Source organism: Pantoea sp. XAF26B01_ASV70 (genome assembly GCF_054512635.1).
The window spans coordinates 4,133,097-4,147,381 of record NZ_CM137251.1; the positions used below are offsets into that span (position 1 = coordinate 4,133,097).

The 14,285-nt window shown below is 57.6% G+C and carries 14 protein-coding genes; 3 read left to right on the forward strand and 11 right to left on the reverse strand.

Translation table 11 applies throughout. The features are described 5' to 3' along the window. Positions 1-92: 92 nt before the first annotated feature. Positions 93-2,162, reverse strand: a complete 2,070-nt coding sequence (gene glyS / locus ACX8ZY_RS19415) for a glycine--tRNA ligase subunit beta (RefSeq protein WP_158132128.1) — start codon at positions 2,160-2,162, stop codon at positions 93-95. Positions 2,163-2,171: 9 nt separating this feature from the next. Then, complete coding sequence (glyQ, locus tag ACX8ZY_RS19420) at positions 2,172-3,083, reverse strand: glycine--tRNA ligase subunit alpha (protein WP_010258942.1); 912 nt, start codon at positions 3,081-3,083, stop codon at positions 2,172-2,174. Positions 3,084-3,304: 221 nt separating this feature from the next. Between glyQ and ACX8ZY_RS19425 the strand changes: the two genes are divergently transcribed. Continuing rightward, positions 3,305-4,300: an acyltransferase gene (locus ACX8ZY_RS19425; protein WP_064690440.1), complete on the forward strand. Its 996-nt coding sequence runs from the start codon at positions 3,305-3,307 to the stop codon at positions 4,298-4,300. On the opposite strand, the gene ACX8ZY_RS19430 is transcribed toward ACX8ZY_RS19425, so the two are convergent. Continuing rightward, the gene (locus tag ACX8ZY_RS19430) at positions 4,285-5,217 is read right to left on the reverse strand and encodes a GlxA family transcriptional regulator (protein ID WP_158149697.1); all 933 of its coding nucleotides are present in this window, start codon (positions 5,215-5,217) and stop codon (positions 4,285-4,287) included. The two genes, ACX8ZY_RS19425 and ACX8ZY_RS19430, sit on opposite strands and share 16 nt — an antisense overlap. Before the next feature lie 11 nt (positions 5,218-5,228). Further along, complete coding sequence (gene yieH / locus ACX8ZY_RS19435; protein WP_083070441.1) at positions 5,229-5,888, reverse strand: 6-phosphogluconate phosphatase; 660 nt, start codon at positions 5,886-5,888, stop codon at positions 5,229-5,231. Positions 5,889-6,040: 152 nt separating this feature from the next. Between yieH and ACX8ZY_RS19440 the strand changes: the two genes are divergently transcribed. Then, the gene (locus tag ACX8ZY_RS19440; RefSeq protein ID WP_010258938.1) at positions 6,041-7,354 is read left to right on the forward strand and encodes an NCS2 family permease; all 1,314 of its coding nucleotides are present in this window, start codon (positions 6,041-6,043) and stop codon (positions 7,352-7,354) included. 36 nt (positions 7,355-7,390) lie between these two features. Here ACX8ZY_RS19440 and ACX8ZY_RS19445 read toward each other — a convergent pair whose 3' ends face one another. After that, a complete protein-coding gene (locus ACX8ZY_RS19445; RefSeq protein ID WP_010671616.1) occupies positions 7,391-8,140 on the reverse strand; it encodes a 4'-phosphopantetheinyl transferase family protein in 750 nt (249 codons plus the stop codon). A 312-nt stretch (positions 8,141-8,452) separates the two neighbouring features. Here ACX8ZY_RS19445 and ACX8ZY_RS19450 point away from each other — a divergent pair, with 312 nt between their 5' ends. Further along, on the forward strand, positions 8,453-8,920 hold the full coding sequence (locus ACX8ZY_RS19450; protein ID WP_192033993.1) for a helix-turn-helix domain-containing protein: 468 nt from the start codon (positions 8,453-8,455) through the stop codon (positions 8,918-8,920). Positions 8,921-8,991: 71 nt separating this feature from the next. On the opposite strand, the gene ACX8ZY_RS19455 is transcribed toward ACX8ZY_RS19450, so the two are convergent. The 6 genes from ACX8ZY_RS19455 to rpmH form a co-directional block, all read right to left on the reverse strand. Beyond that, the gene (locus ACX8ZY_RS19455) at positions 8,992-9,582 is read right to left on the reverse strand and encodes a malonic semialdehyde reductase (RefSeq protein ID WP_010258936.1); all 591 of its coding nucleotides are present in this window, start codon (positions 9,580-9,582) and stop codon (positions 8,992-8,994) included. A gap of 264 nt (positions 9,583-9,846) precedes the next feature. Then, positions 9,847-11,211 carry a tRNA uridine-5-carboxymethylaminomethyl(34) synthesis GTPase MnmE gene (gene mnmE / locus ACX8ZY_RS19460; RefSeq protein WP_010258935.1) on the reverse strand — a complete coding sequence of 455 codons (1,365 nt, stop codon included), beginning with the start codon at positions 11,209-11,211 and terminating at the stop codon, positions 9,847-9,849. Between the two features lie 92 nt (positions 11,212-11,303). Next, positions 11,304-12,950, reverse strand: coding sequence for a membrane protein insertase YidC (yidC, locus tag ACX8ZY_RS19465; RefSeq protein WP_010258933.1), 1,647 nt, complete (start codon positions 12,948-12,950; stop codon positions 11,304-11,306). A 2-nt stretch (positions 12,951-12,952) separates the two neighbouring features. Further along, on the reverse strand, positions 12,953-13,210 hold the full coding sequence (gene yidD / locus ACX8ZY_RS19470; RefSeq protein ID WP_008926397.1) for a membrane protein insertion efficiency factor YidD: 258 nt from the start codon (positions 13,208-13,210) through the stop codon (positions 12,953-12,955). Continuing rightward, the gene (rnpA, locus tag ACX8ZY_RS19475) at positions 13,174-13,533 is read right to left on the reverse strand and encodes a ribonuclease P protein component (RefSeq protein WP_008926396.1); all 360 of its coding nucleotides are present in this window, start codon (positions 13,531-13,533) and stop codon (positions 13,174-13,176) included. The genes yidD and rnpA overlap by 37 nt, the downstream gene beginning before the upstream one ends. 14 nt (positions 13,534-13,547) lie before the next feature. After that, the gene (rpmH, locus tag ACX8ZY_RS19480) at positions 13,548-13,688 is read right to left on the reverse strand and encodes a 50S ribosomal protein L34 (protein WP_003849659.1); all 141 of its coding nucleotides are present in this window, start codon (positions 13,686-13,688) and stop codon (positions 13,548-13,550) included. Positions 13,689-14,285 lie beyond the last annotated feature (597 nt).

The window sequence follows — 14,285 nt, forward strand, 5'->3', positions numbered from 1 at the left end:
GTCACACTCAGGTATGAGTTGAAAACATCAGGCCAAAAAATCCCATAAAAAAAGGGACGATTGCTCGTCCCTTTTCCGCACAACAAATAGCATTACTGTAGCAGTGAGATATCCGCGACCTGCAGGAACAGCTCACGCAGTTTTGACAGCAGCGTCAGGCGATTAACCCGCACCGCCTGATCGTCGGCGTTAACCATCACTTTATCGAAGAAGTTGTCTACCGCAGTACGCAGCTGTGCCAGTTCGACCAGCGCATCCTGATAACGACCTTCAGCGAAGTAAGGCTGCAGCTTGCTGCTCAGCGCAGTGACAAAGGTCGCCAGCTGGATCTCTTCGTTCTCTTTCAGCAGCGACGCCTGCACGCTCTCATTCAGCGTTTCAGTCGATTTTGCCAGAATGTTAGAGACGCGCTTGTTCGCCGCCGCCAGTGCTGCGGCTGCTTCCAGCGTACGGAAGTGCGACACCGCTTTCATGCGTGCATCAAAGTCAGCCGGACGGGTCGGACGACGCGCCAGAACCGCCTGCAGCGTGTCGATGCTGTGACCCTCTTCCTGATACCAGGCGCGGAAGCGACCCAGCATAAAGTCGATCACATCATCCACCACGCGGGCGTTGCTCAGCTTGCTGCCATACAGGCGCACCGCTTCTTCGGTCAGAGTCTGCAGGTCGAGCGGCAGGTTCTTCTCAACGATGATACGCAGCACGCCCAGCGCCGCACGACGCAGTGCGAATGGGTCTTTGTCGCCTTTTGGATGCTGACCAATGCCGAAAATACCGGCCAGCGTATCCATTTTATCGGCAATCGCCAGTGCACAGGCGACAGGGCTGGACGGCAGATCGTCACCGGCAAAGCGCGGCTGATACTGCTCATTCAGCGCCACCGCCACATCTTCGGCTTCGCCGTCGTGACGCGCGTAGTGCATGCCCATCACGCCCTGGGTGTCGGTGAACTCGAAGACCATGTTGGTCATCAGATCACACTTCGACAGCAGGCCCGCGCGGGTGGCGTGATTCACATCTGCGCCAATTTCACCGGCAATCCAGCCCGCCAGGGCCTGAATGCGATCGGTTTTATCGCGCAGCGAGCCCAGCTCTTTCTGGAACAGCACCGTCTCCAGACGCGGCAGGTGATCTTCCAGACGCTTTTTGCGGTCGGTATTAAAGAAGAACTCTGCATCGGCCAGGCGTGGACGTACCACCTTCTCGTTGCCGGAGATAATCTGGCGCGGATCGCTGGATTCGATGTTGGTGACGAAAATGAAGTTCGGCATCAGGTTGCCGTCATTGTCATACACCGGGAAATACTTCTGATCGCCTTTCATGGTGTAGACCAGCGCTTCCGCAGGCACCTTGAGGAATTTCTCTTCAAAGGTCGCGGTCAGGACCACCGGCCACTCCACCAGCGATGTCACCTCTTCCAGCAGGCTGTCGCTGATATCAGCGTTGCCGCCTAAACGGCGTGCTGCTGCTTCAGCATCGGCTTTAATCATCGCTTTGCGGACCTGATAGTCGGCAATGACCTGGCCGCGTTTTTCCAGCACATCAGGGTACTGATCGGCGTTGTCGAGCGTGATTTCGCTTTCACCCATAAAGCGGTGACCACGAATAACCCGATCTGACTTAATGCCCAGAATAGTGCCTGGGATCAGCTCATCGCCCAGCAGCATCGTCACGGTGTGAACCGGACGAACGAACTGCACATCGCTGTTGCCCCAGCGCATCAGTTTTGGCACCGGCAGCTTGCTGAGCGCGGTAGCGATCATTGCGGGCAGCAGCGCCTGGGCCGCTTCGCCTTTGACCTGAGCGCGATAAACCAGCCATTCGCCTTTATCGGTGGCGAGACGTTCAGCCTGATCGACGGTAATGCCGTTGCCACGCGCCCAGCCTTCAGCGGCTTTGGTCGCGTTGCCGTCAGCGTCAAACGCAGCAGAGATCGCCGGTCCACGCTTCTCTACTTCCCGATCGGGTTGTGAGGCGCTCAGGTTTGCGACTTTCAGCGCCAGACGACGCGGCGCAGCAAACCAGCTGACCTCGCCGTGGCTCAGGTTAGCGGCATCCAGTTCAGCAGTGACCTGCGCGGCAAAGGCTTCTGCCAGGCTGCGCAGGGCTTTTGGTGGCAGCTCTTCGGTGCCGATCTCCACCAGGAAGGTTTGTTCAGTCATGGCTGCCTCTTACTTTTTGTTATTGCACATCGGGAAGCCCATTGCCTCGCGAGAGGCGTAGTAAGCTTCAGCCACGGCTTTGGTCAGGGTACGAATGCGCAGAATATAGCGCTGACGCTCTGTTACCGAGATCGCTTTGCGGGCATCCAGCAGGTTGAAGCTGTGTGCCGCTTTAAGAATGCGTTCGTAGGCGGGCAGTGGCAGCGGTTTTTCCAGCGCCAGCAGATGCTGCGCCTCTTTCTCATACTGCTCGAAGCAGGTAAAGAGGAAATCAACGTCGGCGTATTCGAAGTTATAGGTGGATTGCTCCACTTCGTTCTGATGGAACACGTCGCCGTAGGTGGTTTTGCCCAGCGGACCGTCGCTCCACACCAGATCGTAAACGCTGTCGACGCCCTGGATGTACATCGCCAGACGCTCCAGACCGTAGGTGATCTCGCCGGTCACCGGCTTACACTCCATGCCGCCAACCTGCTGGAAGTAGGTGAACTGCGTCACTTCCATGCCGTTGAGCCACACTTCCCAGCCGAGTCCCCAGGCACCCAGAGTCGGGTTTTCCCAGTTATCTTCCACGAAGCGAATGTCATGCACCGTCGGGTCCATACCCAGCTCTTTCAGCGAGCCAAGATAGAGCTCCTGAATGTTGTCCGGTGAGGGTTTGATGATCACCTGGAACTGGTAGTAGTGTTGCAGGCGGTTCGGGTTTTCACCGTAGCGGCCATCGGTAGGACGGCGTGATGGCTGCACGTAAGCGGCGGCGATCGGCTCCGGGCCGAGTGCGCGCAGGCAGGTCATCGGGTGTGAAGTGCCAGCGCCCACTTCCATGTCCAGCGGTTGGACAATGGTGCAGCCCTGACGCGCCCAGTAATCCTGCAAGGTCAGGATCAGCCCCTGAAAGGTTTTGGTATCAAACTTTTGCATGTTGAGTGTGCACGCGCTTCGGTTAGATTAAAAAAAGAGGCCGACAGTATACCCTTTGACCGCGCGATGTGCAGCCGTAAATCCCAGGCGCTACCGGCGCGTTTTCGCGGTGATTCAGGGCGCTGGCATACAGATGGCTCCGAATCCTGCTGGCAGCAGTTGTTGCTCTGGTCGCATTTGGCTACCCTTTTGCGCACGGACGCGATGCGCAAGAGGATGCCATGCCGCAGAAGATTTACTGGATCGATAATTTACGCGCGGTTGCCTGTCTGATGGTGATCGTGATTCATACCACCACCTGGTATATCACCGGGCCGATGGCGGTGACTGGCATCACCTGGGATGCGGCTAATCTGCTGAACTCAGCATCACGCGTCTGTGTTCCGCTGTTCTTTATGATCTCCGGCTATCTGTTTTTCGGCGAACGCAGCGCCCAGCCGCGCCATATGCTCCGGCTGGTGCTCTGTCTGTTGTTCTACAGCGCGGTATCGCTGGCCTATATCACCTGGCTGACCCCCATCAGCGAAGGGCGATCAATCCTGAAGATGCTGCAGAAGCCGGTGTTTTATCACCTGTGGTTCTTCTTTGCGCTGATCGGCATCTATCTGCTGTCGCCCCTGATCCAGGTAAAAACCGTGCAGGCGCGCTACGTGGCGCTGCTGGTGCTGGTGCTGGCGGTGCTCGCCAATCCCAATACGGTCAGCCAGTCGCTGGGGCCGTTTCACTTTCTGCCGGTTAATCTCTATGTCAGCGGTGACAGTATCTACTACCTGCTCTATGCGCTGCTGGGACGGGCTATCGGCACGATGGAGACGACCCGGCGCGGCCTGACGCCGCTGGCTGCCGGGCTGTTTATCACCTGTGTGATTGGCATTACATTGGGGACGAAACAGGCGCTGATCGTCAACGGGGCGTTTAATGACACCTGGTATCTCTACTGCGGACCGCTGGTATTTATCGCCGCGATCAGCCTGCTCATCGTGTTTAAAAACAGCCTGAACCAGCGCACGCTGCCCGGTTTAACGGTGATTGCGCGCTATTCACTGCCGATCTACGGCTTTCATGCGCTGTTCATTCACTACCTGCGAACGCATCATTACGATGATATGTCGCGTCCGTGGCTCGACCTGCCCTGGGTGTTCGGGCTGACACTGGGCGGCAGCCTGTTGCTGGGGATGGCGCTGAAACGCGTCGATACCCGTCACTTTGTCAGCTGATCGGCTTCACGCTGGCGGGCGCGCCGTAGCTGACGCGCCGATGAAAACCCCGCCGCCAGCGCCGCTTTTTCGGCAGATTCACCCTGCTGCTGACGCTGGCGTGCCACGCCAACCCGCAGCTGCTCATGGTATTCACGCACGCTAATCCCCAGATGCTGGCGAAACAGCCGCGCCAGATGGCGGCTGCTGACATGCGTGCGTCCAGCCAGCTCGGTCAGGGTCCAGCCGTGCTCAGGATGGGCAATCATCAGATCCTGCGCCCGATGAATGGCCGGATGCATGTGGTTGCGGTAACGCAGCCACGGCGAAAGTTGCGGATCGTCACCGGCACGGCGGAACCAGACTACCATCTCCCGCGCTACCGCCAGCGCGGTTTGCGTATCACAGAGCTGATTAATCAGATGCAGCGCCAGATCGATTCCCGCCGTGATGCCTGCACTGGTCCAGATATTCTCATGCCCGACAAATACCCGGTTCTCCTGCACCCGTGCGCGCGGGGCCGCGGCTTTCAGGCGGGCAATCACATCATGATGGGTGGTGCAGAGCACGTCATCCAGCATGCCTGCCTGCGCCGCCAGCAGCGCTCCCGAGCAGACGCAGACCAGCATAAAGGTCTGCGCGCGCAGCGCGGCGTGCTGGCGCATCAGCCAGTCGCGAGCCTCTCCGGCCTGCGGCGTGGCGTAACCGACCTGCGAATCATAGACGCCAGGCACCACCAGCAGACTCCCGGCGGGCAACTGTTCAGGTAACGGTTCGATACCGCCAATGGTCATGCCGGTGGAGCAGACCACCTCCGGCTGCGGGCCGATGTAGCGCAGCGTAAAGTGTTCGCCCGCCAGCTTCAGCGTCTCGGCCGGGCCGGTGAGATCCAGCGCCATCACGCCGGGCAGGGTTAAAAACCAGACGGTGTGTGTCATGCTAACCCGCGCTACACCAGATCCCAGCCACGGGCGCGCCACAGCGCAGGCAGTTGCGTCATATCATCGAAGCGCGTCACCAGGGGGTGATCCAGTTCAGGGTTGTGCGGGTCGGCGCAGTAGTAATAGACCGGAATGCCGGCGGCGATACCGGCGCGGGCGCCCGCTTCGGAGTCATCCACCAGAATGCAGCGCTCAATCGGCACCTGCATCTGTTCCGCCGCGTGGTACATCAGTTCCGGATCGGGCTTCCAGTGCAGAATGTCATAGCCGCTGTAGAGGTGCTCCGCAAACAGCGGCAGCATGCCGGTTAAGCCCAGCGAGTGCTGCATCTTTTTTACCGTCCCGTTTGAAACCACGCACATCGGCACCTTTATCTGCTCAACCAGCGCTTTCGCGCCCGGGATAGGCTGCAGTTGCTGATCAAACAGCCGCGCGACCTCTGCGCGATAGGCGGTCTCCACCTCTTCCATCGGTAGCGTCACCTGATGCGCGTCGCCGACGTCACGAATAATGTCGTAGAGTTTGACGCCCTTATACTTCTCAAACATCTGCTGCAGCGACAGTTCCAGGCCGTAACGGGCAAAGGTATTGACGTAGGCCTGGGTACAGAGCAACTCACTGTCCACCAGCGTGCCATCGCAATCAAAAAAGACGCATTCTACTGACATCAGACTCTATCCTTCGATTCAGGGGTGTGCTCCACACTCTACCGCACTCAGCGCAGATTGCGAGACTGGCAATCGGTTGCGAAAAATCATTGTATTGCCCCGGTAAAATCGCCAGGATACGCGCCGATGATTTTTTCTTCTGGATGGATGGCATGAGCAAGCAAGGCGTTTTGCAGCGCATCTTCAGGCTGCAGGAACATGGCACCACGGTGCGCACCGAAGTGATCGCGGGTATCACCACCTTTCTGACGATGGTCTACATCGTCTTCGTCAATCCGCAGATCCTCGGCGTCGCCGGCATGGATACCCAGGCGGTGTTTGTGACCACCTGTCTGATTGCCGCCTTTGGCAGCATTCTGATGGGACTGTTTGCCAATCTGCCGGTGGCGCTGGCGCCCGCAATGGGGCTGAACGCCTTTTTCGCCTTTGTGGTGGTTGGCGCGATGGGCTATTCGTGGCAGGTGGGTATGGGCGCGATCTTCTGGGGTGCGGTCGGCCTGCTGATCCTGACGCTACTGCGGGTTCGCTACTGGATGATTGCCAATATCCCGCTGAGCCTGCGCGTCGGCATTACCGCCGGTATCGGCCTGTTTATCGCCATGATGGGGCTGAAGAATGCCGGTATTATCGTGCCGAATCCCGATACCCTGGTGGCCGTGGGGAACCTGACCTCGCACAGCGTACTGCTGGGCGCGCTGGGCTTCTTTATCATCGCTATTCTGGCATCACGCAATATCCACGCGGCAGTGCTGATCTCGATGGTGGTTACTACCGCTATCGGCTGGATGCTGGGTGACGTGAAGTTTGTCGGCCTGTTCTCTGCGCCGCCTTCCATTACTTCTGTGGTCGGCCAGGTGGATATCAAAGGCGCCTTCAACATCGGCATGGCGGGCGTGATCTTCTCCTTTATGCTGGTCAATCTGTTCGACTCCTCCGGCACGCTGATCGGCGTCACCGACAAAGCGGGACTGACCGATGAAACCGGCACTTTCCCGCGCATGCAGCAGGCGCTGTATGTCGACAGCATCAGTTCAGTGAGTGGCGCGCTGGCAGGCACCTCATCCGTGACCGCCTATATCGAAAGCACCTCGGGCGTGGCGATTGGTGGCCGTACCGGCCTGATGGCCGTGGTCACCGGCCTGCTGTTCCTGCTGGTGACCTTCCTGTCACCGCTGGCCGCGATGGTGCCATCCTACGCCGCTGCGGGCGCGCTGATTTACGTTGGGGTGTTAATGACCGCCAGCCTGTCGCGCGTACGCTGGGATGATCTGACCGAAGCCGTTCCGGCGTTTGTGACCGCCGCCATGATGCCCTTCAGCTTTTCCATCACCGAAGGCATTGCGCTGGGATTCATCGCTTACTGCGTCATGAAGCTGGGTACTGGCCGCTGGCGTGAAATCAGCCCCTGCGTAGTGATTGTTGCTCTGCTGTTTGTGCTGAAGATTGTCTTTGTAGACGCGCACTAAGCGCATTCAGGGCCGCAACCGCCGGGTTGCGGCTTTTTACATTTCAGGATGCAGGCTGCGCTCGCTGGGCAGGCTGGTCAGCCGCAGAGCATGAGGCCCGATGTTGGGCTTACCCATCTCTATTTCGCGTAATGCGTGCCACTGAAAGGCGTTATCCATCTCCCACAGATGCAGACGCTGAGTCGCAGACGACAGCGCACACGACCAGACCAGCATAGGCTCCGCATCACACACCACCTGAATATCGGGATAGAGTGAAGATCGCAGCCGACCCGCACCGGGCAAAAGGCGCAGCGAATCCAGTCCCCGATCGCCCTCTCCCGTCAGCTTGAGAATGCTCTGGCGTAATGTCCAGATCTGCGTCACCGCCTCCATGGCATCCTGCTGGGCATTGATCCAGGCGATCTCGCCCGAGGTTAATCCCTGAATCAGCTGCTCCTGAGTCTGACGGCTTCTGGCATGCACAATCTCCATATCCAGACCGGCACGTCCGCCCTCTTCGGCCAGCAGCACACCCACCGTATTGCCCGCATAGGCGATGCTGAAATCGGGCAGATCGCTGTCAGCAAAAACGGGGCGTCCGTTGCTCTGGATAAGCAGGCGCGGCAGCTCACCAATGCCATAAACCCGTAGCATCAGTTGTGCCAGCAGGGTACGGGCGGCAAGAAATCGCCCACGGCGTTTGTCAGCAAACTGCTGTGCCGTGTCGGTGATAGCCTGGGGAATGCATAAATCATTAGCCGGGAAGCCGGGATCGCCCGTCCAGCGTACAAAATGACCAGCCATCTGTCGCTCCGTGAAAATGGTCAGATAATCATCAGAAGCATTGTAGGAATTTTCTTACCTTAATGCACCTGACAACGCACAGATTGGGGTAAATTCGGAATTGGATGAGCAGGCGAATGGTGTTTCATCAGGGGACACCCTCAGCAGAACCGGGTTTGATGTGCGTGCCTGATTAGCCATCCTGCTGGCAGCCGGAGTTGCTGTGACAGCGTTGTCATGCGGATGTCAGGCTGCTGTCGGGTCAGGATCGTGTTACTGCCGGACGTTTCGCCGCACACTTTTCCTTCCTGTCTGTTACTACGGAGAATGCGAATGAGCAGTATCAACAGATTCAAAGAACATCGACTGGCCCGTGCGTGGTCACAGGAACAACTGGCAGAAATGGCGGGACTGAGCACCCGCACCGTGCAGCGGATTGAAAATGGCGAGCGACCGGGGCTGGAAACACTGAGTGCGCTGGCTGCCGTCTTTGAAGTGAACGTTGCTGATCTGACCGGTCCACAGAACGGAGAGGATCAGGCGCTGGATCAGCGGATTGTTGATGCGCGCAGCAGGCTCCTCGGTGAGGCGCGCTTTTACCGTTCACTGATTACCGCAGTAGTGGTTTGCGGACTGCTGTTTGTGCTTAATCATGTGACGGCACCGGATGATCACTGGTCGCTCTGGGTCGCAGCGATCTGGGGAGCGGTGCTGTTTGTCCGGGCATTGAGGACCTTTGTTTTTCATGGCCTGACGCAGCGCTGGCAGCAAAAGCGCCTGCAAAAAATGCTGCACCGCTGAACGGTTCGGGGGGGTGACACGCTGTTTATAAGGTCATCCGCGTCGCGATTCGAATCGCGACGCGGGCAGCATCAGGCGAAACGGCTCGCCTGCTCAAAGCTCAGTCGCGGCAGGCGCGGATGCAGTTTTGACGCGTCACCATAGCCGAGGTTAATCAGCAGGTTAACCTGATACTGACCGTCGGGGAAAAAGGCGTCATTGACTTTGGCCGGATCAAACCCGGACATCGGACCGGCATCCAGACCCAGCGAACGCGCCGCCAGAATCAGGTAGCCCGCCTGCAGGCTGCTGTTACGGAAAGCGGTCTCTTTTGCCGCTTCCGGGCTGCCGGTAAACCAGCTGCGCGCATCAGCATGGGGGAACAGGGCGGGCAGCTGCTCATAGAACTCGCGGTCCCAGGCCACAATCACCGTGACCGGCGCGCTCATGGTTTTTTCCAGATTGCCGGAAGAGAGTGCCGGTTTCAGCTTCTCTTTGCCTTCCGCCGAGGTCACGAAAACAAATCGCGCAGGCGAGCAGTTCGCCGAGGTCGGGCCCAGTGCCGTTAAAGCATAGAGCTGCTCCAGCAGGGCGTTATCAACGGGCTTAGCCTGCCAGTAACTGTGGGTGCGGGCGTCATTAAACAGCGTGTCCAGTGCGGCAGTGTCGAGCGGTGTACTCATGCAACTCTCCTGTTTCAGGCGAAAAAGTTCGCCCAACGGTGTTCACGTAGTGGGTTTGCGTCCGGTCCGGCGCGGCGACGGATTGCGGGGATCACTCACCGCAATCCGTCGCCGCACGTCAGATCGGCGCTTCAACCGTTATACGGCAATGCCGTGCCGCCGCAAAATAACATATCAGCAAGAATCAACGCAGAGGCGGGAATAACAGGGAGCAGCGTGGCAGGAAATCTGGCCTGACAGCAAGACGCTATCAGGCCAGCAAGGTTATTTACCGATACAGAAGCTGGAGAAGATGCGACCCAACAAATCGTCAGAAGTGAACTCGCCGGTGATCTCGCTTAACGCCTGCTGGGCAAGACGCAACTCTTCCGCCAGTAACTCACCGGCCCAGGCACCGAGCAGCTGCGCTTTACCCTGCTGTAAGTGCGTTGCCGCCAGCTCCAGCGCCTGCAGATGACGGCGACGCGCCAGGAAGCCACCTTCCATATTGCCGGCGAAGCCCATGCTCTGCTTCAGGTGATCGCGCAGCTCGTCCACGCCCGCGCTGGTGCGTGCCGACAGGCGAATCAGTGAGTGACCATTTACTTCTGTCAGACCGAGAGACTCCCCGGTGACATCCGCCTTGTTGCGGACCACGGTAATCGGCAGTTCGGGCGGCAGACGAGAGACGAAATCGGGCCAGATCGCCGCCGCTTCGGTGGCATCGGTCGTCGTGCCGTCCACCATAAACAGCACGCGGTCAGCCTGTTCGATCTCCTGCCAGGCGCGCTCAATCCCGATGCGCTCCACTTCGTCGCTGGCTTCACGCAGACCGGCGGTGTCGATGATATGCAGCGGCATGCCATCAATATGAATATGCTCACGCAGTACGTCACGGGTGGTGCCTGCGATATCCGTGACGATGGCGGCGTCACGGCCCGCCAGCGCATTCAGCAGGCTCGATTTGCCCGCATTAGGCCGGCCCGCAATCACCACTTTCATCCCTTCACGCAGCAGGCTGCCCTGACGTGCTTCGGCACGGACGGCATCCAGGTCGCCGATCACCGTATTCAGCTGCGCTTCGATTCTGCCGTCAGAGAGGAAATCGATCTCCTCATCCGGGAAGTCGATAGCGGCTTCGACATAGATCCGCAGGTGAGTGAGTGCTTCCACAAGATGATTGATACGGGTGGAGAAGACGCCCTGCAGGGAGTTCACGGCCGAACGCGCCGCCTGCTCAGAGCTGGCATCAATCAGGTCAGCAATCGCTTCGGCCTGCGCCAGATCGAGCTTGTCATTCAGAAACGCACGCTCTGAAAACTCACCCGGCTGAGCGATACGCACGCCAGGCAGCGCCACGATGCGCTTCAGCAGCAGGTCCAGGATCACCGGGCCGCCGTGGCCCTGCAGCTCCAGCACATCTTCACCGGTAAAGGAGTTAGGACCAGGAAACCACAGCGCAATGCCCTGATCCAGCACGCGGCCATCGCTATCGGTGAACGGCAGATAATCGGCGTAACGCGGCTTAGGCAGTTTGCCCAGCAGCTGGCGGGCGACCTCTGCCGCTTGGGCGCCAGAGACGCGCAGAATGCCTACGCCGCCGCGTCCGGGCGGCGTCGCCTGGGCAACAATGGTATCGCTGTGGCTCATAAATTTTCTCTCGCTACAAAAAACACAGGCGGTCGCTTTGACCGCCTGAGAATAGACTATTTTAGGGCGGGATTGCTCCCGCTCTGGATCGCTTACGCTTTCTTCTTGTCGCGGCTATGCAGACCACGTTTTTCCAGGCCGCGATAAATCAGCTGCTGCTGGAGAATGGTGACCAGGTTGCTGACGATGTAGTACAGCACCAGACCTGACGGGAACCACAGGAAGAACACGGTGAAAATCACCGGCATGTACGTCATGATCTTCTGCTGCATCGGATCGGTCACGGTGGTCGGTGACATCTTCTGAATGAAGAACATGGTGATGCCCATCAGAATCGGCAGGATGTAGTACGGGTCCTGCGCTGACAGGTCATGGATCCACAGAATAAATGGCGCATGACGCAGTTCAACCGAGCCTGACAGCATGTAGTAGAGCGCCAGGAAGATTGGCATCTGAATCACCAGCGGCAGACAGCCACCCAGCGGATTCACTTTCTCTGCTTTATACAGCGCCATCATTTCCTGGCTCTGCTTCTGCTTGTCATCACCCAGACGCTCACGCATCGCCTGAATTTTCGGCTGCAGCATGCGCATCTTCGCCATCGAGGTGTACTGCGCTTTGGTCAGCGGGTACATGATGCCGCGCACGATGAAGGTGATCACGATAATGGAGAAGCCCCAGTTACCGATGAAGCTGTGGATAAATTTCAGCAGTTTGAACAGCGGCTGAGAGATAAACCACAACCAGCCGTAATCCACGGTCAGATCAAGGTGCGGCGCAATCGCTGCCATCTTGTCCTGAATTTCCGGGCCGACCCACAGCGTTGCACCCAGATTCTGCTGTGCGCCCGCGGCAATGGTGACCGGTGCAGATTTATAGCCAATCGCCGCCACGCCATTACCCAGGTTGCTGGTGTAAAGGGTGTTGGTGCCTTCAGTACGCGGAACCCAGGCTGTTGCAAAGTACTGCTGCAGCATCGCAACCCAGCCATTGCTGGTGGTGGCGTTCAGGTTCTCGTTATCCGCGATGGTGTCGAATTTATACTTCTCATATTTCGACTCGCTGGTGGAGTAGGCCGCGCCACGGAAGGTGTGCAGAGCAAAGTTGTTGCTGCCGGTATCACGATGCTTAGGCAGATCGATGGTCTGCTTCAGCTGGCCAAACAGCGACACTTCCAGCGGCTGCTGGGTGGTGTTGTTGACATGATAATCGACATTAACGGCATATTCGCCACGCTTGAAGATGAAGGTTTTGGTGTAAACCACGCCATTTTCAGCGGTGTAGGTCATCGGCACACGCAGTTCGGACTGGCCATCAGCCATCTCGAAGTGATCCTGCGCAGCGTTGAACAGCGGACGCGCGCCGTTGTTCGGGTTATCCGGGCCATTACGACCGGTCAAACCACTCTGTGCCTGATAAAGGAACGCTGGCGTTGTTTCAAGCAGCTGGAACGGCTGGTTAGAACCCAGTTTGTCCGGGAAAGTCAGCAGCTGTGCTTGTTCAACATCACCGCCTCGGGTGTTGATATTCAATGACAGGACATCAGTCTTAACGGTGATCGTCTGGCCCTGACCGCTGGCCGGTACACCCTGACTGGCGGTATCACCCGCTACGCTGTTTGTGCCTTGTGTGGTCTGCGTCTGCTGTGGCTGCGGAGCGTGGTCCGTCTGCCAGGCTTGCCAGATCATAAAGGTCACGAACAGAAAAGCGATGAGAAAGAGATTGCGTTGCGAATCCATCGTTAATGTTCTCTGGTATCAAAGGTTTTTGGCGGCACAGGATCGTCACCACCCGGGTTCAAGGGGTGGCATTTTAATACGCGTTTTAATGTCAACCAACTGCCTTTTATCAGGCCGAACCTGCGTAATGCCTCAATTCCGTAATGAGAGCAGGTCGGGTGAAACCGACAGTGTGGTCCCAGTAATGGACTGATGCCGCGTTGATAGACGCGTATCAGGACGATCAGGAGCCGCGCGCCAGGCGACAGTGACGACGCCATAATTTCTCCAACGCTTCCGCCAGCATACGGTTATCCAGATCGGCAACCCCCTTCTTCGCGACCACCACGAAGTCCATCGACGGCAGTTCATGTTGACGCAGACGAAAGCTTTCGCGGGTCAATCGCTTGATCCGGTTGCGTTCATGAGCGCGTTTCACATGTTTTTTAGCGACGGTGAGACCGATGCGGGGATGCCCCAGCGCGTTAAGGCGGCCGAGAATAGTAATTTGCGGCGTGCCAGCCCGTTGTGGCTGCTGGAAGACGAAAGTGAAATGAGTGGGAGTTAACAAACGTAACTCCCTGGGAAATGCGAGCTTACCCATCAGGGCTTGCTTTATTACTTAGAAACGGTCAGACGAGAACGGCCTTTAGCACGACGACGTGCCAGAACCTGACGACCATTTTTTGTTGCCATACGAGCACGGAAACCGTGTGAACGGTTGCGCTTCAGTACGGACGGTTGAAAAGTGCGTTTCATGGCGGTTTCTACCTAAACTTGAAAATTTTCACTGGGTGACGCGTTTCGGGCCAGAAAATCGACCTACGCCTCAATGTGTCTTTAATAAAGAGGCGGGATTGTAATAATTGTACAGTCCCGAGTCAATTTACTTCGCGTGTCATAGTGCCTGAAAACCCGCATACAGCCCGCAGAGTCCCGACTTTGCGCCTGATGGCTCAATGTCGGGTGGAGAATTATACGGGCTCCGCACTAAAGCGCAAGGATCGCACGGGATCTTATTGCGATCGGCTTGCCGGATCCTGGGGATAAAATGAGATGTCGCCCGAAATTTTAATGGATTGCGCCAGATCCCTGCTGGTTTTTCCCGCAACTGGCGTAAACTTCTTTGCGCGCCTCTGGCCTGTGGATAAAAAGGATCAAAACTGTGTAGAAAGGGAAGATCTCTGCCTCGCTTTGCGCTATGATCCGCCCTTCCGCTGACGATCCTCCGGTGATTGCAGGACGGAAAACCGCTGATAGCGGTCGCAGGCGCTTTCTTAGCGTCTGTGTCAAAAATGAACGTTTCTTAGAGTAACGCCTACTATTCTTTTCGAATTTGTACGAGTGGAGTCCGCC

Coding starts and splice junctions, on each gene's coding strand:
- glyQ (WP_010258942.1), bottom strand. CDS start 3,083: ATGCAAAAGTTTGATACCAAAACCTTTCAGGGGCTGATCCTGACCTTG.
- yidC (WP_010258933.1), bottom strand. CDS start 12,950: ATGGATTCGCAACGCAATCTCTTTCTCATCGCTTTTCTGTTCGTGACC.
- ACX8ZY_RS19430 (WP_158149697.1), bottom strand. CDS start 5,217: ATGACACACACCGTCTGGTTTTTAACCCTGCCCGGCGTGATGGCGCTG.
- ACX8ZY_RS19455 (WP_010258936.1), bottom strand. CDS start 9,582: ATGAGTACACCGCTCGACACTGCCGCACTGGACACGCTGTTTAATGAC.
- rpmH (WP_003849659.1), bottom strand. CDS start 13,688: ATGAAACGCACTTTTCAACCGTCCGTACTGAAGCGCAACCGTTCACAC.
- glyS (WP_158132128.1), bottom strand. CDS start 2,162: ATGACTGAACAAACCTTCCTGGTGGAGATCGGCACCGAAGAGCTGCCA.
- ACX8ZY_RS19425 (WP_064690440.1), top strand. CDS start 3,305: ATGCCGCAGAAGATTTACTGGATCGATAATTTACGCGCGGTTGCCTGT.
- ACX8ZY_RS19445 (WP_010671616.1), bottom strand. CDS start 8,140: ATGGCTGGTCATTTTGTACGCTGGACGGGCGATCCCGGCTTCCCGGCT.
- ACX8ZY_RS19450 (WP_192033993.1), top strand. CDS start 8,453: ATGAGCAGTATCAACAGATTCAAAGAACATCGACTGGCCCGTGCGTGG.
- mnmE (WP_010258935.1), bottom strand. CDS start 11,211: ATGAGCCACAGCGATACCATTGTTGCCCAGGCGACGCCGCCCGGACGC.
- yieH (WP_083070441.1), bottom strand. CDS start 5,888: ATGTCAGTAGAATGCGTCTTTTTTGATTGCGATGGCACGCTGGTGGAC.
- yidD (WP_008926397.1), bottom strand. CDS start 13,210: ATGGCGTCGTCACTGTCGCCTGGCGCGCGGCTCCTGATCGTCCTGATA.
- rnpA (WP_008926396.1), bottom strand. CDS start 13,533: ATGGGTAAGCTCGCATTTCCCAGGGAGTTACGTTTGTTAACTCCCACT.
- ACX8ZY_RS19440 (WP_010258938.1), top strand. CDS start 6,041: ATGAGCAAGCAAGGCGTTTTGCAGCGCATCTTCAGGCTGCAGGAACAT.